This is a genomic window from Rhodanobacter sp. Col0626 (assembly GCF_049994385.1).
Classification (GTDB): Bacteria; Pseudomonadota; Gammaproteobacteria; order Xanthomonadales; family Rhodanobacteraceae; genus Rhodanobacter.
Genome location: NZ_CP188260.1, coordinates 1,055,657 through 1,076,755 on the forward strand (window position 1 = coordinate 1,055,657; position 21,099 = coordinate 1,076,755).

The window sequence follows — 21,099 nt, forward strand, 5'->3', positions numbered from 1 at the left end:
GCAGCAGTCATGGCCACCAAGCGGCGCGAACGGCGCTACAAGCTCAAATCCGAAATCAACGTCGTGCCGTACATCGACGTGATGCTGGTGTTGCTGATCATCTTCATGGTCACCACGCCGATGATGAATTCCAGTGTCGACGTGCAGCTGCCCCAGGCGGATGCCAAGTCGTTGCAGCAGAAAAAGGACCCGGTGCTGGTCTCGGTGCTGCAGGACGGTCAGCTCTACCTGACCCTGAGCGGCGCCAAGAAGGAACTGGTCGACGAGGACACACTCAAACTCAAGGTCGGTGCATTCGTGCGCGAGAATCCCGAGGTCAGCGTGCTGGTCGGCGGTGACGAACGCGGTGCCTATGGCGGCGTGTTCAAGGTGCTGGCCGACCTGCAGCAGGCCGGTGTGGCCAAGGTCGGCCTGATGGGTCAGCCCGGCCAGTCGAAGGATCAGGGCAAGAGCACGTCCAATGGACGAAAGTAAGGCGACGCCGAAGGCGGTCGTACTTTCCGCCATCCTGCATATCGGCATCGTGGGGTTTCTGTTCCTCGCGATCCTGCCGTGCTCGAGCTATGAGACTTTCTTCAACGTATTGCACCTGCCTGCGTGGATGAACCCGATCACCTGTTCCAAGCCGCTGGAACTGCAGGGCCAGGTGATCGAGGCGACCCTGATCGGTCCCACCGGCAGTCCTCCGCCGAAATCGGTGAAGGTCAAGCCGGTTCCCAATACCGTGCCGCCACCGCCGTCGGTGCCGCCACCGACGCCGCCCCAGCCGGATACCCCGGTGGTGAAGCAGTTGCCGCCGCCGCCGAAGCAGGTTGACGTCAAGGATCAGGAACGCGTGGTCGAGGACGCGGCCGAACAAGCCGAAGCCAAGCAGTTGCAGGAAGAAAAGGAGCGCCAGCGCCAGTCCGAGCTGGACGCGCAGGCCGCCAAGAAGAAGGAAGAGCAGAAGAAAAAGCTCGACGATCTGTTTGCGAAGATGGACGCGGCCTCGGCCCAGACGAAGACCCTCGACAGCAAGGCCAAACAGGCCAAGCAACAGATGGAAGATCTGAAAAACGCCCGGGACGACGGTCAACCCGATCTACCCGCTGCAGCGCAGCGTCAGACCGGCAACAACAGTCAGAACAGCAGTCTGGCCGACGAATATGCCGCAGCCATTCAGAATGCGGTCACGCCGAACTGGCTGCGTCCGGATAACATACCGGCGGTGCCGTGTCAGGTGCATATCGTGCAATCACCTGGCGGCGACGTGATGAGCGCCACAGTGGATTCCAGTTGTCCCTATGACGAAGCTGGTCGACGTTCGGTCGAAAATGCGGTGCTGCGAACCAAAACCCTGCCGTACAAGGGCTTCGAAAGCGTGTTCCAGCGCAACCTAACCTTCACATTCAGGCCGCAATGATCAAGCCCATGCGCAAATTCAGTTCAAGCTTCGTCGTCATCCTGCTGGCCGCGATGGCATTGTTCGTCGGTCCCGCTTCGGCCCAGTCGCTGAATGTCGACATTGTCGGCGGCGTCAAGACCGCCACCCCGATCGTGGTGGTTCCGTTCGCCCAGGCGGGCGGCGCGCCCTTGTCGACCGACATTGCCGACGTGATCCGCAACGATTTCAACCGCTCCGGCAAATTTCGTTCGCTGGCCAAGAGCGACATCGTGGAATTCCCGTCCAAGGGTGCGGACATCAAGTTCGCCACCTGGCGCCTGTTGAAGCAGGACTACATCACCGTCGGCCGGGTCAGCGATGCTGGCGGCGGCACGTTGCGGGTCGAATACGAACTGTGGGACGTCAACAAGCAGCAGAGCCTGCTTGCCCAAGCCTTCACGGTGCCGGCAGGCGACCTGCGCGGCGTCGCCCATCAGATAGCCGACCAGATCTACGAGAAGATTACCGGTGTGCGTGGCGCGTTCTGGACTCGCATCGCCTACATCACGGCGGTCGGCCTGGGCAACAACACCACCTATTCGCTGATCGTGGCCGATTCGGACGGCTTCAACCCGCAGGTCGTGGCCCGTTCCAAGGAGTCGCTGCTGTCGCCGTCGTGGTCGCCGGATGGCCGCAAGATCGCCTATGTCTCCTTCGAGAGTGGCAACTCGAACATCTACGTACAGGACATCACCACCGGTTCGCGTCAGCTGATTTCCTCGCACAAGGGCATCAACGGCGCACCGGCCTGGTCGCCGGACGGCCGAAAGCTGGCGCTGGCGCTGTCTTATGTGGGCAACCCGGAAATCTTCGTGATGGACGTGGCCAGTCATCAGGAAACCCGGTTGACCAACAGCCTGTCGATCGACACCGAGCCGGTCTGGGCGCCGGACGGCCAGAGCATTTACTTCACCTCGGATCGGTCCGGCCGGCCGCAGATCTACCAGACCCCGGCCAGTGGCGGCTCGGCGCAGCGGATCAGCTTCCAGGGCCAGAACAACGCCAAGGCTTCGGTAAGTTACGACGGCAAGCAGATCGCGATGGTGCAGGGCAACGGGAACGTGTATCGTATCGTCATTATGGACCGTGGCTTGGGTGGGCAAGTGCGTTTCGTCTCCCCGGGTCCGATCGACGATGCCGTCAGTTTTGCGCCCAACGCGAGCATGCTGTTGTACGCCGCCACCGAGGGCAGCCGCGGAGTTCTGTATTCAGTATCGAACGATGGCATGGTCCGGCAACGGCTCGCACTTGCCGATGGCAATGTGCAAGAGCCAGCCTGGGGACCGTACCGGCAGCGGTGATTCCTCATGTTGCTGCGCATCACGCGTAGCGGCATGATGCCCAAGGATTGGGCCCGAACGGCGCCTCAGGCGCATTTTCGGTTTCGGTTGTGACGCTTTATTTCTGCGCCATACCAGTTTGATCGGTTGTGCACTAACCCGCACGAGCGGTCTTTCACGTGTCAAAATAACAGCCGGTTAACCGGCGTCGTTGTCCCGTAACCTGATCGTCATCGTTTGTCGGAACTCAACTCGTAAGGAACGTCACCATGAATAAGACCGTTCGCGTCGCCCTGGTCGCCCTGCTCTGCGTTGGCGCGGCCGCCTGCTCCAAAAAGCAGGAAGTCAAGCCGCAGCCGCAGGCTCCGGAGCCGGTTGCCCAGACTGAGACCAACCAGTCCAATGGCAAGTACACCCCCGCCGATCTGGATACCGATGCCTGCCTGCGTCAGCGCGTCGTGTATTTCGATTTCAACAAGACCGAGATCAAGCCGGAATTCCAGCAGATCATGGCGTGCCACGCCAAGTACCTGCAGGACCGTCCGACCTCGCACATCCGTCTCGAAGGCAACACCGACGAGCGCGGCACGCGTGAGTACAACCTTGGCCTCGGCGAGCGTCGTGGCAATGCTGTTTCCGACGCGCTGCAGGCAGCCGGCGGTTCGGCCAGCCAGCTCGAAGTGATCAGCTACGGCAAAGAGAAGCCGGTGTGCCGTGAGCACAACGAGGATTGCTGGAGCAAGAATCGTCGCGTCGAGATCGTCTACACGGCTCAGTAATGATGAAGCGACTGGCTAATAGTCATGCAGCCAGGTTCAGCATGGCGGGCGCAATCGCGTCCGCCATGCTGTTCGCGTTTCCGGCATTCGCGCAGGACTCGCGACTGAGTCTCGCCGATCGCGTCACGCGGCTGGAGCAGCAGGCTCAGAACAAGGATCAGGGCGGCGTCGGCATGGTCAACCAGATGCAGCAACTGCAGGCGCAGATGCAGCAACTGCAGGGTCAGGTCGAGGAAATGCAGCATCAGGTGCAGACGCTCGAAGACAAGAACAAGGCACAGTACAGCGACCTCGATGCCCGCATGGGACGTCTTGAAGGTGGCGCTGCGGGTGCAACTGCTCCGGCAGGTGGAAGCCCGCAGGCGCAGGCCGGAAACCCCGCCGCTGCGGCCAGCGCGGCAACCGCAGGCAATGCGACCGCGAGTCAGCCGGCCACCGCCGGCAGTAGCGCAGGCGCGGGCGATCCAGCCGCAGCCCAGGCGGCCTATGACGTGGCCTTCAAATCGATCCGCGCGGGCAACTATGTCGAGGCTTCGCGCGAGTTTCGCAGTTTCATCCAGCAATACCCGAATCATGCGCTGGTTCCCAATGCCTGGTACTGGCTTGGGGAGTCCTATTACGCGACGACCAACTACAAGGTTGCGCTGGAATCGTTTCAGCAATTGCTCAGCCAGTTCCCGCAAAGCGACAAGGCCCCCGACGCCTTGCTCAAAGTGGGCTACAGCCAGCTTGAACTCAAGCAGGCGGCTGATGCCAAGGCGACGTTGACCCAGGTCACTTCCAAGTATCCGGGTTCCAAGGCAGCCAGCCTGGCCCAGGAACGCCTGCAGCGTCTGCAGCAGTCGGGCAACTGAGTCCATCGTGATGAGCGGCACTGACGCACCCGTGGCGTCCACCACGCCTGCCGCGCCCGTCGCCGAACGGTTGCGGATCACCGAGATCTTCCACTCGATCCAGGGCGAGGCCGATGCGATTGGCTGGCGAACCGTGTTTGTGCGTCTTACCGGTTGCCCGTTGCGCTGCGTCTGGTGCGATACCGAGTATTCGTTCTACGGTGGCGACTGGCATGCGATCGACGACATCCTTGCCGAGGTCGCCGTGCACGGAGCGAAACATGTTTGCGTGACCGGCGGTGAACCGCTGGCGCAGAAGCGTTGCTTGATCCTGCTGCAGAAACTGTGCGATGCCGGCTATGAAGTCTCGCTGGAAACGTCGGGTGCGCTGGATGTTTCCGCAGTCGATCCGCGCGTTCGCAAGGTGATGGACCTCAAGGCCCCCGACTCTGGCGAGAGCAAACGCAACCTGTGGTCCAACCTCGATCACCTGCTGCCGCACGACCAGATCAAGATCGTCATCGCCAGTCGTGGCGACTACGAGTGGGCACGTACGATGCTGGCCGAACACGCACTGGCCGATCGCTGCATGGTGCTGTTTTCGCCGGTGCACGGGGCCGTGCAGCCGCGCGAACTGGCCGAGTGGATCATTGACGACAAGCTGGATGTGCGTTTTCAGATGCAGTTGCACAAGCTGCTGTGGAATGACGCGGCCGGGCACTGACCGTCCGGAGCAAGTTAAGGATTTTATGCGCGCCGGCCTGTGTTGCCGGTGGCGTTCGCGGCCGGTGACCGGCCACACCAAGTGGGAAAAACCATGATTCAAAACACCTTGCGCAAGGCCGTCGTGCTGGTTTCCGGTGGCATGGATTCGGCCGTCACCATCGCGTTGGCCCGCGAGCAGGGCTACCAGGTGCACGCACTCAGCGTCGCCTATGGCCAGCGTCACAATTCGGAATTGGCCGCGTCCGACCGGGTTTCGCACATGCTCGGCGCGGTCGAACACAAGACGGTCGGCATCGACCTGCGCAGCATCGGTGGATCGGCCCTCACCGCCGATATCGACGTGCCGCTCGATACCGTCGACAGCGGCGATATTCCGGTGACCTACGTACCGGCACGCAATACCATCATGCTGTCGATCGCGCTGGGCTGGGCCGAGGTACTCGGCTCCAGCGACATCTGGTGCGGCGTGAACGCGGTCGACTATTCGGGTTATCCCGACTGCCGGCCCGCCTTCATCGAGGCATTCGAAATACTGGCCAACGTCGCCACCAAGGCCGGTGTCGAAGGCGCGGGCATTCGCGTCCACGCACCATTGATGCGCATGAGCAAGGCCGATATCGCGCGCGAGGGCGCTCGTCTTTGCGTGGATTTCTCCGCCACGGTCAGCTGCTACCAGGCGGACGAGGATGGCCGTGCCTGCGGTCACTGCGACGCCTGCCGGCTGCGCGCCCAGGGCTTTCGCGAGGCGGGCCTGCCCGATCCCACACGCTACGTCTGAGCAATCACGGTGTTCGTTTGCTTGTGCCCTTGTCGCACAGGCCGTAAAATTGTCGGCTTGAGTTTTGCCATGATGGGTCGTTAGCTCAGTTGGTAGAGCAGTAGACTTTTAATCTATTGGTCCCGGGTTCGAATCCCGGACGACCCACCAGTCTTTCAGAGCGCCCACCGGGCGCTCTTTTTTTATGGGTGGTACATACATACCTGACCTGGCGGCCACGGCACCGTTGGCACCGGTGGATCAGTCAGGGTGCCTGTCGGGCCGCCGGTAGCGTCGGGTGAGGCGCTCGATGAGTAACGGCAACAGGGCGAGCAGGGCAAACGCGGCCAGCGGCAACAGCACCTCGCGATGCATGAACAGGCCGATGCCGAAGTTGTCGCTCTGACTCATGGCGTCGCCCAGGCCGGCGCCGATCGAGGTTTCGAAAATGAGTGAAATGGTTCCGCCGAGCCAGGTGGCGCCGAGGAAAAGCCACAGCGGACAGCGCAGCCAGGCCAGCGCGATCGTCACCGCGCCGAATGGCACGACGGGCACGAACCGAAGGAACAGCGTGTAGCTCACCGGGTGCCGCTCGAAACCGTGGTGCAGCCGCGCCACGATGACCGGCGGCCGCCGGCTGCCGGAGCCGAATGCATAGCGGCTGGCGAGGTACAGGATCAGCGAGCCCAGGGTCAGGCCGGCCGACGAACACAGCGTCGCGTCGATCACGCCGAACGCGAACCCGCCGGCCAGGATCACCACGATGGTGCCCGGGATCCCGGTGGCCACGGTGAGCGTCAGCAGTCCGATATAGGCCAGGCGGGTAAGCCACGGGTGCTCGGCAATCTGCGCGTGCAGTTCGGCCTGATGCGCCACCAGCTGCTGCGGCGTCAGCTGGTCGAGCGAACCGGAGGCGAACAGTACGATGCCGGCGAGTACCAGCAGGATCAGCGGCAGGGCGGCGCGCCAGCGACTCAATACGACGTGCCGCTGGCGCCGTAGGCGGACAGCACGTGGCGCGCCTGCTCGCGCAGGATGTCGCGTCTGACGGTGATGTTGCGTCGCTCCAGTTCGCCGATCCAGTCGGCCGGGAGGGGGCCTTCGTCGAATTCGGTCAATTCCTCGACATCTTCGGAGCGGGCGCCGATCAGCAACTCGTCGATGCCGGCCCAGATCGTGGCGCCGTAGCACTGGCAGCAGGGTTGCGCGCTGCTGGCCAGGATATAGCGGCCGCCCTGTTCGTTGATCCGGAACGCTGCGAGGCGCTGTTGCGCGATCATGTAGGCCATCATCTCCGCGTGCGCCACCGAGCAGGTCTGCGGCACCACGCGATTGACGCCGACCGAGATCAATCGGCCCGCCTCGTTGAACACCGCCGCGCCGAACGGACCGCCCTGGCTGCGTTCGACGTTGTGCCGCGACAGCTCGATCGCCAGGCCCACACGTTCCTCGTCGGTGAGATACAACCGGCTTTCGTCGGCGACTTCACCTATCCAGGGCGGCAGCGTCAGGTGGATCTGCAGGGGCAGCATGGGTTTCTCCGCTTACTGGCCGGCCGGCTTCGCCCACACATCGCGCAGGGTGACCGTGCGGTTGAACACCGGTGCATCGGCGCGATGGTCGATTCGGTCGGCCACGAAGTAACCCAGTCGCTCGAACTGGAAACGCTGCTCGGGATCGACCCGGGCGGCAGCGGGCTCCAGCCAGGCTTGCACCACACGCTTGGCCTCGGGATTGACGTGATCGAGCCAGCTCTTGCCGTCTTCCTCGTTATCCGGCGCCGGCACGTTGAACTGGCGGTCGTAGATGCGCACCTCGGTGGCCACCGCGTGCTTTGCACTGACCCAATGAATGGTGCCCTTCACCTTGCGGTCGGCACCGGGCAGGCCATGGCGCGTTTCCGGATCGAGTGTGCCGTGCAGTTCGATCACGTTGCCGTCGGCGTCCTTGATCAGTTCTTCGCACTTGATGATGCCGACGCCGCGCAGGCGTACCTCGCCCTCGGGCTTCAGGCGATGAAAGCCCTTTGGCGGCACTTCGGCGAAATCCTCGCGTTCGATCCACAACTCGCGCGAGAACGGTACCTCGCGCGTGCCGAAGCTTTCATCCTTGGGATGGTTGGGGAAGGTCAGCGTTTCCTCGTGGCCTTCGGGCAGGTTGGTCAGCACCAGTTTCAGCGGTTCGAGCACGGCCATGCGGCGGGCGGCGCTGGCGTCCAGATCCTCGCGGATGCAACCTTCCAGCACGGCGTAGTCGATCACGCTGTTCTGCTTGCTCACGCCCACGCGGTCGATCAACAGGCGCAGGCCGGCCGCGGTGAAGCCGCGCCGACGCAGGCCGCGCAGCGTGTTCATGCGCGGGTCGTCCCAGCCGTCGACATGGTGTTCGTTGACCAGCTGCGCCAGCTTGCGCTTGCTGGTGATGCAGTAACTGAGGTTGAGCCGCGAGAACTCGATCTGTCGCGGCTTGGCCGGCGCCGTCGGCAGGCCGGCGTCGAGCAGCGGCTGCCACAGCTCGGGATGGTTCGGCAGGTCGACCTTGTCGACGAACCAGTCGTAGAGCGGGCGGTGATCCTCGAACTCCAGCGTGCACAACGAATGCGTAATGCCTTCCAGCGCATCGGACAGGCAATGCGCGTAGTCGTACATCGGGTAGATCGGCCACGCGTCGCCGGTGTTCTGGTGGGTGACCTTGCGGATGCGATAGATCGCCGGGTCACGCAGGTTGATGTTGCCCGAGCTCATGTCGATCTTCGCGCGCAACGTCTTGCTGCCGTCGGCAAATTCGCCCGCGCGCATGCGGCGGAACAGGTCGAGGTTTTCTTCCACGCCACGCTCGCGATGTGGCGAGTTGCGGCCGGCGGCGGTCAGCGTGCCACGGTACTCGCGCATTTCCTCGGCGTTGAGGTCGTCCACGTAGGCCACGCCGTCTTCGATCAGCTTGCAGGCGGCGCGGTAGAACACCTCAAAATAATCCGACGCGTGGCGCAGCGCATGCCATTCGAAGCCGAGCCAGCGCACGTCGTCCTTGATGCCCTCGACGAACTCGGGGTCTTCCTTGCCCGGGTTGGTGTCGTCCAGGCGCAGGTTGCACCAGCCGTTGAATTCGGCGGCGATGCCGAAGCTCAGGCAGATCGCCTTGGCGTGGCCGATGTGCAGGTAACCATTGGGTTCCGGCGGAAAGCGGGTGTGAATCGCCACCTGCCTGCCCGCGGCCAGGTCATCGCGCACGATCTGTCGGATGAAATCCTGATGCGCGGTGACCGTCGGATGAGCGGGTGCAACGGCGGGATGGTCGGTCGGCATCGGGCTGAGCTCGCAAACGGTGGCGGAAACATGCAAGTTTACCCTGTCGCCGCGATCGGGCGCAGCGTGGCCGCCACCCCGCGCTGCCTTGCTTCCGGGCGTCCGGGCGGGTTAGCGTGCGGGTCATGCACATCGTCTATCGCGCCGAAAACCTGTTCGATGCCCATCTGGTCAAGGATGCGCTCGAAGCCGAGGGCATTCCGGCCTTCATCGCCGGGGAATACCTCACCGGCGCCGTCGGGCAGCTCCCGGCGATGGATTACATCGCCGTGATGGTGCCCGAATCGAGCCTGGCGGTGGCCAGCGGTATCGTGGACGCGGTGCAGGCGCAGCTCGCCGAAGCGCGACAGGCGATCAACGAGCTGCCCGACGATCCGTTGATCGTGCCCTGTTGAACCTTCCGTCCACGGCGCCGACGATCGCTTCCTACATGGGTGTTGCATGCAAGACTTTGCCGCGCTGATTCGTGCCATACCCGATTTCCCCAGCCCCGGCGTGATGTTCCGCGATGTCACTCCACTGCTGGCCGACGCCGGCGGTTTCGCCCGCTGCATCGATGCGCTGGCCGAGCCCTGGCAGGGCAGCGGCGTGCAGGCCGTGTGCGGTATCGAGGCGCGCGGCTTCATCTTCGGCGCGGCGTTGGCGCAGAAGCTGCACACCGGTTTCGTGCCGCTGCGCAAGCCCGGCAAGCTGCCGCCGCCGCTGGTAACGGTGGACTACCAACTGGAATACGGCAGCGATCGCCTGGAAGCGCAACGTGACGCGGTCAAGCCTGGCGAGCGCGTATTGCTCGTCGATGACGTGCTGGCCACCGGAGGTACCCTGGTGGCAGCCTGCAGCCTGATCGCGAAACTCGGCGGCGAGCTCGCCGGTGCGGCTGTCGTGATCGAGCTGACGGGTTTGCATGGGCGCGATCGCTGGCCGAGTGCGCAGATGCTGCATAGCCTGCTGCGTTACTGAGGCTTGCCGGTCGCGGCCCAAGCCAGCCATTGCCATGATGTCGCTTGCTACGGCAGTTTGCGGCCGCGTACGGAAATCATGGGTGGCTGGGACAGATCCAGCACGCCGGTTCGGACGTTCTCGAGGTGTTGTTCGATTTCGCATTCGGTGGCTATGCCGTTGCCCAGCAGGTCGCTCCGGATCATCTTTATCGTGGCGACTTCCAGCGGTGCGCACTCCGGCAGGGCGATCGGGAAATAAGCTTCGGCGGCAACGTCCACCATACCGGCCGCACGAAACATTCGTGGCAATTTTCGACCGAACGAAAGGTCCGCTCCGCGGCTGGACAACAGCGTCCTGAACCCCTGCCTGATCCTGTTGGCCAGTTCCTGTTCGGGACCGTACGCATCTATGCAGCTCAACGGCTGGAGCGCGGGATCGGCATCCTCGATCACCAGCCAGCCACCGGGCTTCAGTGCGCGGATCATGTTGCGCAATGCCCGTTCCCGTTCCGGAACGTGGACCAGGACCAGCCGGGCATGCACCAGATCGAACAGTTCGCCGGGTGGACAATCGCCCGCCACGTCATGGGTTCGCACTTCCACATTCAGGGACGCGGCCTCCTTTGTCCAGGAGTCGTCGATGTCGGTCGCCAGTACATGCCCGGCCGGTCCGACACGCTCCGCGATCCTGCGCACCAGTGCGGGTCCACCAGCACCCACTTCCCAGCAGCGCCATCCGGCAGCCATGCCGCAAGCGTCGAACTGCCGAAGGGTGACGGGATCGAACAGCGCCGATAGCGCGATGAAACGCTGGGCGGCTTCGGTCTTGCGGTTCTCGAGGAGATAGTCAGAGTCGGTCATCGATTTCTCTACAGTCGCGTACGGTGTCCCATGCCATCGAACGATGAATTCGAGCGGCAGATACCCGCCATGGACAGCCAGCGGGATTTTGCCAGCCTGGCAACGAGGATTCCTGGCTTTGTCCCGGCAAGATGCAGGGTCGGGACGTGATGGCGTTCATGGCGTGACGATGTCCAGACTTTCCACGTAGATCAGCTCGCACGCACCCGCGCCGGTGTCATCGCGTGTCATCGAAGTGTGCCAGTGCCAGCCGTCGGCACGGCTGGCGTCGACCAGGAAACCTTCGATGTGGACGAGCTGGCCCTGACGTACCTGCGCGAGCTGCTGCTTCACGCTTTCGTCGGCGGGGATCATGTGCATGTTGGCGCTGGAGGTTTCGATTTCGCGGCGCGGAATCGGAAATTGCTGCACTTGCCAGTGGTAGAAGCGGGCGGACTGGCTGATGTCGATTTTCGACAGCACATCGCTGTCGGACATGCGGCCCCAGCCGAGCACGAGATCCATTGGAATCAGATCGGCGTCCTCGCCCCAGCTGTAATCCTTGCGCGAGAGTACGCGCGCAGTCAGGTCGAAATGGGCGCGGGTGGCCAGGGTGACGTTGCCACGTTGCAGTTGGTTGCCGTGATCGAGGTCGACCTGTTCGGGCACGTTGGCTGCCAGTACGCCCGGCACCGCATGCAACGGACGATGGCGCCAGTGCATCATCGCCCCGAGCAGCAACAGCAGCAGCGCGGCAACAAGCAGGAGCTGGCGCATGCTCAGGCCACCTCCTCCGCAGGGACGTCGCCATGTTCGGTGTCGGTGTCTTCGATCAACGGTTGCGCCTTGAGTTAGCCGTCATCGCAAAACCGTGGATGCAGCCATCGAATCCGATTCGAATGGTGGCGACGTTGTTTGCCGTCAGCCATTGAGCATCGCCGCGACGAACCTCTGCGACATTTGCTACGCCCTTGCTGAAGCGGTGAAGACTCCGTGCGACGTGGCGTTGCCAGGAGCTTGTTCGTCGACGGTGGGTTGAAACCCGTTCGAATAATCCGTCACTCCCCGTTTCAGTATTTTATACCACCGCGGGCTTGCGGCAAGCCCCGGATCGTACGGCTTAATGCCGGCCTCACTCACACGACACGAGGCCACAAATGCAGAAAGAAACAACCAGACAGCATGCCGTGGTGATCGTGGGTGCCGGGCCGACAGGACTGATGCTGGCGGCCGAGTTGAAATTGGCGGGTGTGGACGTCGCCATGGTCGAACGGCGTGCGAGCCCGGAACTCATTGGCTCGCGAGCGGGCGGTCTGCAGTCGCGCACGATCGAGGTTCTCGATCAGCGTGGGGTCGCCGAGAGATTTCTTTCGGAGGGACAAGTCGCCCAGGTTGGCGGTTTTGCTTCGGTCCGTTTGGACATCAGCGACTTTCCCACGAGGCATCCTTATGGGCTCGGTCTGTGGCAGAACCATATCGAGCGCATCCTGGCTGGCTGGGTCGACGAGCTGGCGGTGACGATCTACCGCGAACGCGAGGTGACGGGCTTCGTGCAGGATGACACCGGCGCCGACGTCGTTCTATCGGACGGCAATGTGCTGCGAGCGGAGTATCTCGTCGGTTGTGATGGGGGACGCAGCGCGATCCGCAAGCTGGCCGGTATCGAGTTCCCCGGCTTCGATCCGACGATGAGCAGTTTGATCGCCGAGGTCGAGATGACCGGGACACCGGTATTGGGCATTCACCGCACGGCCCTCGGCGTCCACTCGTTCGGCAGGCTGGAGTACGAAATCCGCAACGGCGAGGTGATCTACAAGGATGAAGGGCCGATCCGGGTCATGGTGCCCGAACAGCACGTCGGGTCCAACGGCGAACCGACACTGCATGATCTCAGCGCAGCACTCATCGCCGTATGCGGGACCGATTACGGGGTCCACCGTTCCACATGGATTTCCAGATTCACCGACACGACCCGGCAGGCCGCGGCCTACCGCGACAGGCGGGTACTGCTGGCCGGCGACGCCGCGCATGTGCATTCCCCGGTGGGTGGGCAGGGCCTGAATACCGGCATGCAGGATGCGGTGAACCTGGGATGGAAGCTGGCCCAGGTGGTCAAGCGGACATCGCCGGAGAGCTTGCTGGATACCTACCACGCCGAGCGTCACCCGGTGGCTGCCCGCGTGCTGCGCAACACGATGGCGCAGGTCGTGCTGCTGCGCACGGATGACCGTACCAACGCCTTGCGCGACGTCATGTCCGAGCTACTGCGCATGGACGAGCCGCGCAAACAGTTCGCCGCGATGATGTCCGGGCTGGATATTCACTACGATTTCGGCGAGGGACATCCGCTGCTCGGGCGTCGCATGCCCGACGTCGACCTGGTCACCGCCAACGGTCCGTTGCGGGTGTTTTCCTTGCTGCACGATGCCCGGCCGGTGCTGCTCAACCTCGGCGAGCCCGGCTGCTTCGACATCGCGTCGTGGGCCGATCGGGTTCAGTTGATCGCCGCCGGATACGCGGGGGTGTGGGAGCTCCCGGCACTCGGCGCGGTCACGGCTCCCGCTGCCGTGCTGGTCCGGCCCGACGGGTACGTGGCCTGGGTCGGGGACCAGGCCCAAGAGGGGCTGACGGACGCGCTTGCCACCTGGTTCGGACCGCCCGCCGTGGTCTAGCGCCTCGGCACTTCGGGGTCATTCCGCGAGGAAACTCCATAGGTGCATGCGGACCGGTGCGTCCGTCATCGACGCACGGATTTGCGCGGTGCGGACGCAGGCGCCGATGCCGGTGTCGAAACCGGCGTGGCGGCGGTGTGCGCGTCGAGCAGGTCGGCTGGAAGTTGCCGGAACACCTCGGCCAGCCGTCGCAGGAATCCGTCCATTGCCGAACTCTTGCGCCATACCATGGCGATGCGCCGGCTCGGCGGATGCCCCTTGAACTCGATCAGGTGCAGGTTCTCCACCGGCGCCACCGGCGGCTTTACGGCGGTGACCGGCAGCAGGGTGATGCCCACGTTCGCCGCCACCATCTGCCGCAGCGTCTCCAGGCTGGTGGCGCGGAACCCGCTGCGTTCGCCGGCACCGGCCATGTGGCAAACCTCCAGCGCCTGGTCGCGCAGGCAATGGCCGTCTTCCAGCAGCAACAGGTTCTGGTTGGCCAGGTCGGCCAGTTTCAGCTGGCCCTGCTTGTGCGCCAGCGGATGCTCGGCCGATACGGCCAGCAAGAAGGGCTCTTCGAACAGGAACTCGCTGTACAGGCTGTCTTCGTGCAGGGGCAGGGCGAGCACGCCGGCATCGAGCTTGCCTTCGCGCAGAAGACGAAGCACGGCCTCGGTCTTCTCTTCCACCAGCAGCAGTTCCAGCTTGGGAAACGCGGCGCGCACCAGCGGTAGCGCGTGCGGCAGCAGGTAAGGGCCCAGCGTGGGGAAAATACCCAGTCGCACGGTGCCCGATTCCGGGTCCAGCATGCGCCGGGCGACACCACGAATCTGCTCGACTTCATTGAGCACGTCGCGTGCGCGGGTCGCGATGTCACGGCCCACTTCGGTCAGCAGCACCTTGCGCGGCGTGCGTTCGACCAAGGGCACGCCGAGCTCGTCCTCCAGTTTCTTGATCTGGGTGGACAGGGTCGGCTGGCTGACGAAGCAGGCCTCGGCGGCGCGCCCGAAGTGCCGATGCTCGGCAAGGGCAACTAGGTACTGGAGATCGCGAAGGTTCATGTCGTCGCCGGTCAGGTGATAGATCGTGTCTATGATAACGAGGACGGCAATCAATTTGAATGATACGCGGGACTCATATTTTCAACGGCGGCGGATTGCCGGAAGGGCATCCGGTTCCCGCGTCGGTACATTCTGCCGCGTGGTTTCCCGAGCCCAATCCCGCCAGGCAATCCAGACAGCTGGTTATGCATGCCTTCTGGCACTGTGTCGAAGGTCATGACCGCCCTAGCGTGGGGATTCTTGTTTATTGCCCAGGGAAATCACCATGCGCCGAGTCGTCCGTCCCCTCCTGCTCACCGCGCTCGCCGCTTGCTGCGGCGCTGCTTTTGCCGCCACCACCGACCAGGCGCCGCAAGGCCGGTTGCCGGAATGGGTGGTGCCGCAGTCGTACCAGCTGGCGTTCAAGGTGGATCCGGCGCAGCAGGATTTTTCTGGCACCACCACGATCAAGGTCAAGCTGACCCAGGCCTCCGATCACCTGTGGCTGGACGGCGCAGCGCTGAAGGTGTCGAAGGTGACCGTCACCGACGCGGCCGGCAAGGTGCACGACGGCAAGTACGTGGCCGTGGAGCCGAAGGCCGGCGTATCGCGGGTGGATTTCGGCAGCACGCTCAAGGCGCAGGACCTGACCTTGAAGTTCGAATACACCGCGCCATTGAATGAGCAGCTGCAGGGCCTGTACAAGGTCACCGCCAAGGGCAAGCCGTATGCGATGACCCAGATGGAACCGATCAGCGCGCGCTTCGCGTTCCCGGGCTTCGACGAACCCGGCTTCAAGACCCCGTTCGACCTCAGCATCACCGTGCCCGACAGCGAGAATGTCGTGGCGAACACCCAGCAGGTGAAAGAGGCGTCGGCCGGCAAGGGCTGGAAGACGGTGACGTTTGCGCAGACGTTGCCGCTGCCGACCTACCTGGTGGCGTTTGCCGTGGGCCCGTGGGATATCGTGGCCGGCCCGGACATCTCGCCCGACGCCTATCGCGCCAAGCCGCTGAAGTTGCGCGGTGTCGCCGCCGCTGGCGAAGGGCATCGCATGAAGCACGTGCTGGGTGAAACGCCGAGCATCATCCACGCGCTGGAGAACTACTACGGCTTCGGCTATCCGTTCGGCAAGCTCGACCTGCTGGCGGCACCGGATTTTGAAGCCGGCGCGATGGAAAACCCGGGTCTGGTGACGTTCCGCGACTGGCTGCTGCTGCTCGACAAGGATTCCCCGGCGCGCAACGTGCAGGGCTCGTTCAACGTCACCGCGCACGAACTGGCGCACCAGTGGACCGGCGACACGGTGACCACCGAGTGGTGGAACGACATCTGGCTCAACGAGGCGTTCGCCACGTGGATGCAGCAGAAGGTCACCATGGAAGTGCATCCGGAATACCGCGCCGACCTCGACCGCGTTCGCGGCGGGCAGGGTGCGATGAACAACGACAGCCTGGTCAGTGCGCGCAGCATTCGCCAGCCGATCACCGGCAACGGCGACATCATGACCGCGTTCGACGGCATCACCTATCAGAAGGGTGCCGCGGTGATCGGCATGTTTGAAAACTATGTGGGCGAGAAGACCTTCCAGAAAGGCATGCGTGCGTATATCCAGAGCCAGAAATACGGCAACGCCACCGCCGATGACCTGGTCTCCGCGATCGCCACCGCAGCAGGCAAGGGCGACGCGTTCAAGCACGCTTTCAAGAGTTTCCTCGACCAGTCCGGCGTGCCGTACGTGGCGACGAAGCTGGAACAGAAAGACGGCAAGACCGTATTGCAACTGACCCAGAGCCGCTACCTGCCGGTCGGCAGCACCGGCGACGCGCAGCGCATCTGGGGCGTGCCGGTGTGCGTGCGTTACGGCACGGCCGGTAGCAGCAAGGTCAGCTGCGAAATGCTCGACAAGACCACCGGTTCGATGGTGCTGGCCGACGCCAGCAAGCCGACCTGGGTAATGCCGAACGCGAACGCCAGCGGCTACTACCGCTTCAGCCTCGACAAGAGTGAACTGGACAACCTCATCAAGCAGGTCGGCAAGCTCAGCGACGCCGAGCAGCTGGCCTACGCCGATGCGATCAACGCCAGCTTCAGTCATGGCGATATCGATGCCGGCAACGTGCTGGCTGCGCTGAAGCCGCTGACCGGCTCGAAGATCCGCGAAGTGGCCATCGTGCCATTGGGCACCGCAAGCGGCATCTACCACCGTATCGCCGCTACCGATGCTCAGCGCGCGCGTCTGGCTGCTTGGGCAAAGGCGGCGTATCTGCCGCGACTGGAGCAATTGGGGTATCAGCGCAAGGCAGGCGAATCCGAAGACGATTCACTGATGCGCAGCACTTTGGCCAACGCGCTGGCGTTCGACTTCAAGCTGCCGGAAGTGCGCGCGGCCTTGCTCAAGCAGGGTGACGCGGCACTCAAGCCGACGGCGGATGGCCATCTGAACCTGGCCGCGGCCGATCCGGACCTGCTCGGCGACGCACTGGGCGTGGCGGTGCAGGAACACGGCAAGAGCGCGGTCGATGCGTTGATCGCCGAACTGCCGAAGACCAGCGACCCCGCACTGCGCAACGGCATCCTCGGCGGCCTGGCCAGCGTGGAAGATCCGGCCTTGACCGAACAGGTGCGCAACTTCGCATTGACCAAGCCGGTCAAGGTCGGCGAGATGGGTTCGCTGCTACGCGGCGGTCGCGACACCACGGCCCAGCGTGACGCGATGTGGCAGTGGTTCACCGCGCACTACCAGCAGATCCTCGATCGCACCGGCAGCTTCTCCGGCGGCCGTTTGCCGGCGCTGGCTGCTGGCGGCAGCTGCTCCGTCGCCGAGGGGGATCGTCTGACGACGTTCTTCAAGACCCGCGGCAAGGATGCCGCCGGCATCGACCGCGGCCTGGCGCAGACCAGCGAATCGATCCAGCTGTGCAGTGCACTGAAGGCAAAGCAGGACCCGGCAGCGATTCGCTGATTCGTCGAAGCCTCTAGAAAAAATAATGCCGGGTGATGCGAATCGCCCGGCATTATTTTTTCCCCGTGCGGGCGTACTCTGTCTGTCGACGCCGTCACCCGCTCTACTGGCAGGAAAGGAATTCGCTATGCAGTCTGTGCAACGTCTTGCCTGCGGGCTTGTGTTCATGATCCTGGCTGGCTTTGCTGCCATGGCCGTCGCCACTGACAAGGACGTCGTGCCGCTGGGTCAATTGCCGCGATGGGCCGTGCCGGAGTCCTATCGGCTCGCCTTCAAGGTGGATCCCGCACAGAAGGGATTTTCCGGCACCGCCGCGATTACCTTGAAACTGGAGAAAGCCTCCGACCATCTCTGGCTGAATGCGAAATCGCTCAGCGTCGCCAGCGTCGTCATTACCGACAATGCCGGCAAGGTGCGCGCGGGAAAATACATGGCTGTTGCACCCGAGCAAGGTGTGGCGCGGATCGACTTCGGCAGTGTGCTGCCGGCGCAGCGGCTGACCGTGACGATCGACTACAGCGCAAGCTACAACGAGGATTACGAAGGCCTCTACAAGGTCATCGAATCAGGCAGTCCCTATACCCTCACCCAGATGGAGTCGCTCAGCGCGCGTCTGGTGTTTCCCGGTTTCGATGAGCCGGGTTTCAAGACGCCGTTCGATATCCGTCTGACCATACCGACCGGACTGATTGCTGTTGCCAACACGCGACAGTTGGAAAACGTGCCAGCCGCCAAAGGCTGGAAGACACTGACATTCGCGCGGACTCTGCCGCTGCCGACCTACCTGGTGGCATTTGGCGTGGGCCCGTGGGATATCGCCGTGGCGCCGGCCATTTCCGGTAACGCCTATCGCACCCGGGCGCTTCCGCTACGCAGCGTGAACTACGCGGGCCAGGCTTACCGCATGCGGCACGTGCTCAGCGAGACCCCGAGCATCATTCATGCGCTGGAGGACTACTACGGTTTCGGTTATCCGTGGGACAAGCTCGATCTGCTCGACATCGATGGAGGCATGGAGAACCCCGGACTGGTGGTGCTCGGTGACGTGGGCTCGGAAGACAAAGACCGATCGGTACAGGCCATGCGAGGATCGTTCAACCTCGCCGCGCACGAGTTGGCGCACCAGTGGACTGGTGACACGGTGACGATGGCCTGGTGGAACGATATCTGGTTGAGCGAGGCTCTCACCACCTGGATGCAGCAGAAGGTGACGATGCAAGTGCATCCGGAATACCGCGCTGACCTCGAGCGTGTGAGCAATGCGCAGGGCGCGATGGCCAATGACAGCTTGTCCAGCGCCCGCCGCATCCGCCAGCCGATCGAAGGCAATGGCGACATCCTGACCGCGTTCGATGACATCACGTACCAGAAGGGTGCCAGTGTCGTCGGCATGTTTGAGAACTATGTCGGGGAGAAGGTTTTCCAGAAAGGCATGCGCGCGTATATCCAGAAGTACAAGTTCGGCAATGCAGTGGCCGATGACCTGGTCTCGTCGATTGCGCAGGCCGCTGGTGCAGGTGAATCGTTCAAGCGTGCGTTCAACAGCTTCCTCGACAAGCCCGGTGTGCCGTACGTGCAGGCGTCGCTTGCGCAAGAGAACGGCAAGACCGTGCTCAACCTCAGCCAGAGCCGCTACCTGCCGGTCGGCAGCAGCGGTGACAGCAAGCAGACATGGGGCGTGCCGGTGTGCGTGCGCTACGGCACGACCGACGGCAGCAAGGTGAACTGCCGGATGTTTGACAAGTCCACCGACGCGATCGTGCTGGAGGGCGCCAGCAACCCTACCTGGGTGATGCCGAATGCGAATGCCAGTGGCTACTATCGCTTCGGACTGACCAGCCGTGATCTGGCGGCATTGACGGCGCAAGTGGGCAAACTCAGCGATACCGAGCAGCTCGTTTACGCCGATGCGATCGATGCAAGCTTCCGCCACGGCGACATCGATGCAGGCGACGTGCTGTCAGCACTGAAACCACTGGCTGCCTCGGACATTCGTGAAGTGGCCATGGCTCCGCTGGCCCAGATCGGCTGGATATATCGCAATCTGGCGACCAACGACGCTCAGCGCAACGTACTTGCCAACTGGGTGAAGGACGCATACCTGCCGCGGTTGGAGCGACTCGGTTATCAGCGCAAGGCGGGTGAATCCGAAAACGATGCGATATTTCGCAATGTACTGGTCGCCAACCTGGCGTTCGATGTCAGGCTGCCGGAAGTGCGCACGGTATTGCTCAGGCAGGGCGATGCCGTGCTCGATGCGAAGCGCGGCGACCATCCGGACATGTTCGGCATGGACCGCGCGTTGCTCGGCGACGCACTCGGCGTGGCGTTGCAGGAGCACGGCAAGAGCGCGCTGGCAACGATGACCGCCATGCTTTATGACACCCGCGATCCGGCGATGCACAAGGCTCTCATCTACGGGCTGTCCAGGGCGACCGGGGCGCTGGCCGAGCAAGTGCGCAATATCGGGTTCGACAAACGCATCGATGCCGGCGAGATGTTCACCCTGCAGATGGGCCATCGCGATACCGCCGATGAGCGCGACGCGGCTTGGCACTGGTTCACCGCGCACTATCCCCAGTTGCTGGCGCACATGGGCGGCGCGCTCGGCAACTTCCTGCCCCGGCTGGCCGCACTTGACGGTTGTTCGCAGCCGGAAGCCGAACGTCTGCAATCGTTCTTCAAGTCGCGGCTCAATGATTCACCCGCCATCGCGCGCGGGCTGGCGCAGATCGGCGAATCGATCCAGCTGTGCAGTGCGTTGAAGGCGAAGCAGAACCCCGCAGCGATTCTGCGCTGAGGGCAGACGGCAAAACTTTGGATACGACCGCGTCAAGCTGCCCACAAAAAGCCCCGCTGATGCGGGGCTTTTTGCACGGCGACGATAGTGTTTAGCTGCCGGCTATCCGGAGCCAGCGTGTGGCTTGCCGGTATCGGGAACTGCATCCCTTGGCACGTTGGCTTCGATCCATGAGTTGATGAACGCCTCGAGTGCAAGGTGCGGGGATACCTTGATGTCGGCTTCCTTCACGAATGACGCGGCCGCCTGGATGAAGCGCTGTCGCGATTGACTGGACGTATGCCGGGCGGCAGCCTGTTTCTGCCGCAGCTGCACGATATGCGGCGACGGCTGGCCAGGCTTTGCGAATTTCTGGTAGCGCCGCAGTTCATCGGCAGCCACTTCGGTATCGAACGCCGCCTGCAAAACGGCCTGCTTTGCCGTCAGCAGTTGGTGCAGGTGATCGGCGGCACGGGTAGGGATGCCGTTCGTATCGAAGAGGATCGGTGTGCCTGAAAGCAGGCTGGGCAGGTCTGCGTCTGCTTCATCAGGCGGAGATGCCATCAGCTGTCCCAGATGGCTCAGGAAGCTTGCGTGAGGGAACGGCTTCTGCATCGCCATGGAGTGGGGCCTGGAAGTGGATGCGCGGACGATACGTTTTTCGACAGCCCGATGCCATGTCAGAAGCATAACCGGGCTGTCCGTCATCGCGGTTGGCCATGCACTTTGAAAAGCAGGGCGGGCCTTCGTCCTCTTTGTCGTCGCTCGCGCAGCGAT

General features: G+C 63.2%; 19 protein-coding genes and 1 tRNA gene. 13 read left to right on the forward strand and 7 right to left on the reverse strand.

All coding sequences use genetic code 11. The annotated features are described in order from the left end of the window. The first annotated feature begins 9 nt into the window (after positions 1–9). The 8 genes from tolR (at position 10) to ACPPVV_RS04305 (ending at position 5,969) form a co-directional block, all read left to right on the forward strand. Positions 10–474, forward strand: a complete 465-nt coding sequence (gene tolR / locus ACPPVV_RS04270) for a protein TolR (protein ID WP_426702233.1) — start codon at positions 10–12, stop codon at positions 472–474. After that, positions 461–1,402 (forward strand): cell envelope integrity protein TolA, encoded by a 942-nt coding sequence (tolA, locus tag ACPPVV_RS04275; protein WP_426702234.1) that lies wholly within the window; start codon positions 461–463, stop codon positions 1,400–1,402. The genes tolR and tolA overlap by 14 nt, the downstream gene beginning before the upstream one ends. After that, complete coding sequence (gene tolB / locus ACPPVV_RS04280; protein ID WP_426702235.1) at positions 1,399–2,724, forward strand: Tol-Pal system beta propeller repeat protein TolB; 1,326 nt, start codon at positions 1,399–1,401, stop codon at positions 2,722–2,724. The genes tolA and tolB overlap by 4 nt, the downstream gene beginning before the upstream one ends. Before the next feature lie 248 nt (positions 2,725–2,972). Further along, positions 2,973–3,482 carry a peptidoglycan-associated lipoprotein Pal gene (pal, locus tag ACPPVV_RS04285; protein WP_426702236.1) on the forward strand — a complete coding sequence of 170 codons (510 nt, stop codon included), beginning with the start codon at positions 2,973–2,975 and terminating at the stop codon, positions 3,480–3,482. 41 nt (positions 3,483–3,523) lie between these two features. Then, complete coding sequence (gene ybgF / locus ACPPVV_RS04290) at positions 3,524–4,336, forward strand: tol-pal system protein YbgF (RefSeq protein ID WP_426702237.1); 813 nt, start codon at positions 3,524–3,526, stop codon at positions 4,334–4,336. Between the two features lie 10 nt (positions 4,337–4,346). After that, positions 4,347–5,039: a 7-carboxy-7-deazaguanine synthase QueE gene (gene queE / locus ACPPVV_RS04295; RefSeq protein WP_426702238.1), complete on the forward strand. Its 693-nt coding sequence runs from the start codon at positions 4,347–4,349 to the stop codon at positions 5,037–5,039. A 93-nt stretch (positions 5,040–5,132) separates the two neighbouring features. Then, complete coding sequence (queC, locus tag ACPPVV_RS04300; protein WP_426702239.1) at positions 5,133–5,819, forward strand: 7-cyano-7-deazaguanine synthase QueC; 687 nt, start codon at positions 5,133–5,135, stop codon at positions 5,817–5,819. A gap of 74 nt (positions 5,820–5,893) precedes the next feature. After that, a tRNA-Lys gene (locus tag ACPPVV_RS04305) sits at positions 5,894–5,969 on the forward strand. 90 nt (positions 5,970–6,059) lie between these two features. On the opposite strand, the gene ACPPVV_RS04310 is transcribed toward ACPPVV_RS04305, so the two are convergent. From ACPPVV_RS04310 to ACPPVV_RS04320, 3 genes are read right to left on the reverse strand one after another with little or no spacing between them, the layout of a single operon-like run. Further along, positions 6,060–6,776 (reverse strand): TVP38/TMEM64 family protein, encoded by a 717-nt coding sequence (locus tag ACPPVV_RS04310; RefSeq protein WP_426702240.1) that lies wholly within the window; start codon positions 6,774–6,776, stop codon positions 6,060–6,062. After that, positions 6,773–7,330: a nucleoside deaminase gene (locus ACPPVV_RS04315; protein ID WP_426702241.1), complete on the reverse strand. Its 558-nt coding sequence runs from the start codon at positions 7,328–7,330 to the stop codon at positions 6,773–6,775. Before ACPPVV_RS04315 ends, ACPPVV_RS04310 begins: the two co-directional genes overlap by 4 nt. Before the next feature lie 12 nt (positions 7,331–7,342). Further along, a complete protein-coding gene (locus ACPPVV_RS04320; RefSeq protein ID WP_426702242.1) occupies positions 7,343–9,103 on the reverse strand; it encodes a glutamine--tRNA ligase/YqeY domain fusion protein in 1,761 nt (586 codons plus the stop codon). Between the two features lie 125 nt (positions 9,104–9,228). Between ACPPVV_RS04320 and ACPPVV_RS04325 the strand changes: the two genes are divergently transcribed. Next, on the forward strand, positions 9,229–9,498 hold the full coding sequence (locus ACPPVV_RS04325) for a DUF2007 domain-containing protein (RefSeq protein ID WP_426702243.1): 270 nt from the start codon (positions 9,229–9,231) through the stop codon (positions 9,496–9,498). 46 nt (positions 9,499–9,544) lie between these two features. Next, positions 9,545–10,063, forward strand: a complete 519-nt coding sequence (locus ACPPVV_RS04330; RefSeq protein WP_426702244.1) for an adenine phosphoribosyltransferase — start codon at positions 9,545–9,547, stop codon at positions 10,061–10,063. A gap of 47 nt (positions 10,064–10,110) precedes the next feature. Here the strand turns inward: ACPPVV_RS04330 and ACPPVV_RS04335 are convergent, their stop codons facing one another. After that, positions 10,111–10,905, reverse strand: coding sequence for a methyltransferase domain-containing protein (locus ACPPVV_RS04335; RefSeq protein WP_426702245.1), 795 nt, complete (start codon positions 10,903–10,905; stop codon positions 10,111–10,113). A gap of 156 nt (positions 10,906–11,061) precedes the next feature. Next, positions 11,062–11,661, reverse strand: coding sequence for a hypothetical protein (locus tag ACPPVV_RS04340; RefSeq protein WP_426702246.1), 600 nt, complete (start codon positions 11,659–11,661; stop codon positions 11,062–11,064). Positions 11,662–12,041: 380 nt separating this feature from the next. Here ACPPVV_RS04340 and ACPPVV_RS04345 point away from each other — a divergent pair, with 380 nt between their 5' ends. After that, positions 12,042–13,556 carry an FAD-dependent monooxygenase gene (locus ACPPVV_RS04345; protein ID WP_426702247.1) on the forward strand — a complete coding sequence of 505 codons (1,515 nt, stop codon included), beginning with the start codon at positions 12,042–12,044 and terminating at the stop codon, positions 13,554–13,556. A 65-nt stretch (positions 13,557–13,621) separates the two neighbouring features. Here ACPPVV_RS04345 and ACPPVV_RS04350 read toward each other — a convergent pair whose 3' ends face one another. Continuing rightward, entirely contained in the window at positions 13,622–14,599 is a 978-nt protein-coding gene (locus tag ACPPVV_RS04350; protein WP_426702248.1) for a LysR substrate-binding domain-containing protein, read from the reverse strand. Positions 14,600–14,864: 265 nt separating this feature from the next. On the opposite strand from ACPPVV_RS04350, the gene ACPPVV_RS04355 reads away from it, so the two are divergent. Both ACPPVV_RS04355 and ACPPVV_RS04360 read left to right on the forward strand, forming a co-directional pair. After that, positions 14,865–17,543, forward strand: a complete 2,679-nt coding sequence (locus ACPPVV_RS04355; protein ID WP_426702249.1) for a M1 family metallopeptidase — start codon at positions 14,865–14,867, stop codon at positions 17,541–17,543. Positions 17,544–17,679: 136 nt separating this feature from the next. Further along, a complete protein-coding gene (locus tag ACPPVV_RS04360; RefSeq protein ID WP_426703165.1) occupies positions 17,680–20,343 on the forward strand; it encodes a M1 family metallopeptidase in 2,664 nt (887 codons plus the stop codon). Positions 20,344–20,445: 102 nt separating this feature from the next. On the opposite strand, the gene ACPPVV_RS04365 is transcribed toward ACPPVV_RS04360, so the two are convergent. Then, the gene (locus ACPPVV_RS04365) at positions 20,446–21,030 is read right to left on the reverse strand and encodes a hypothetical protein (protein WP_426702250.1); all 585 of its coding nucleotides are present in this window, start codon (positions 21,028–21,030) and stop codon (positions 20,446–20,448) included. Positions 21,031–21,099: the final 69 nt, after the last annotated feature.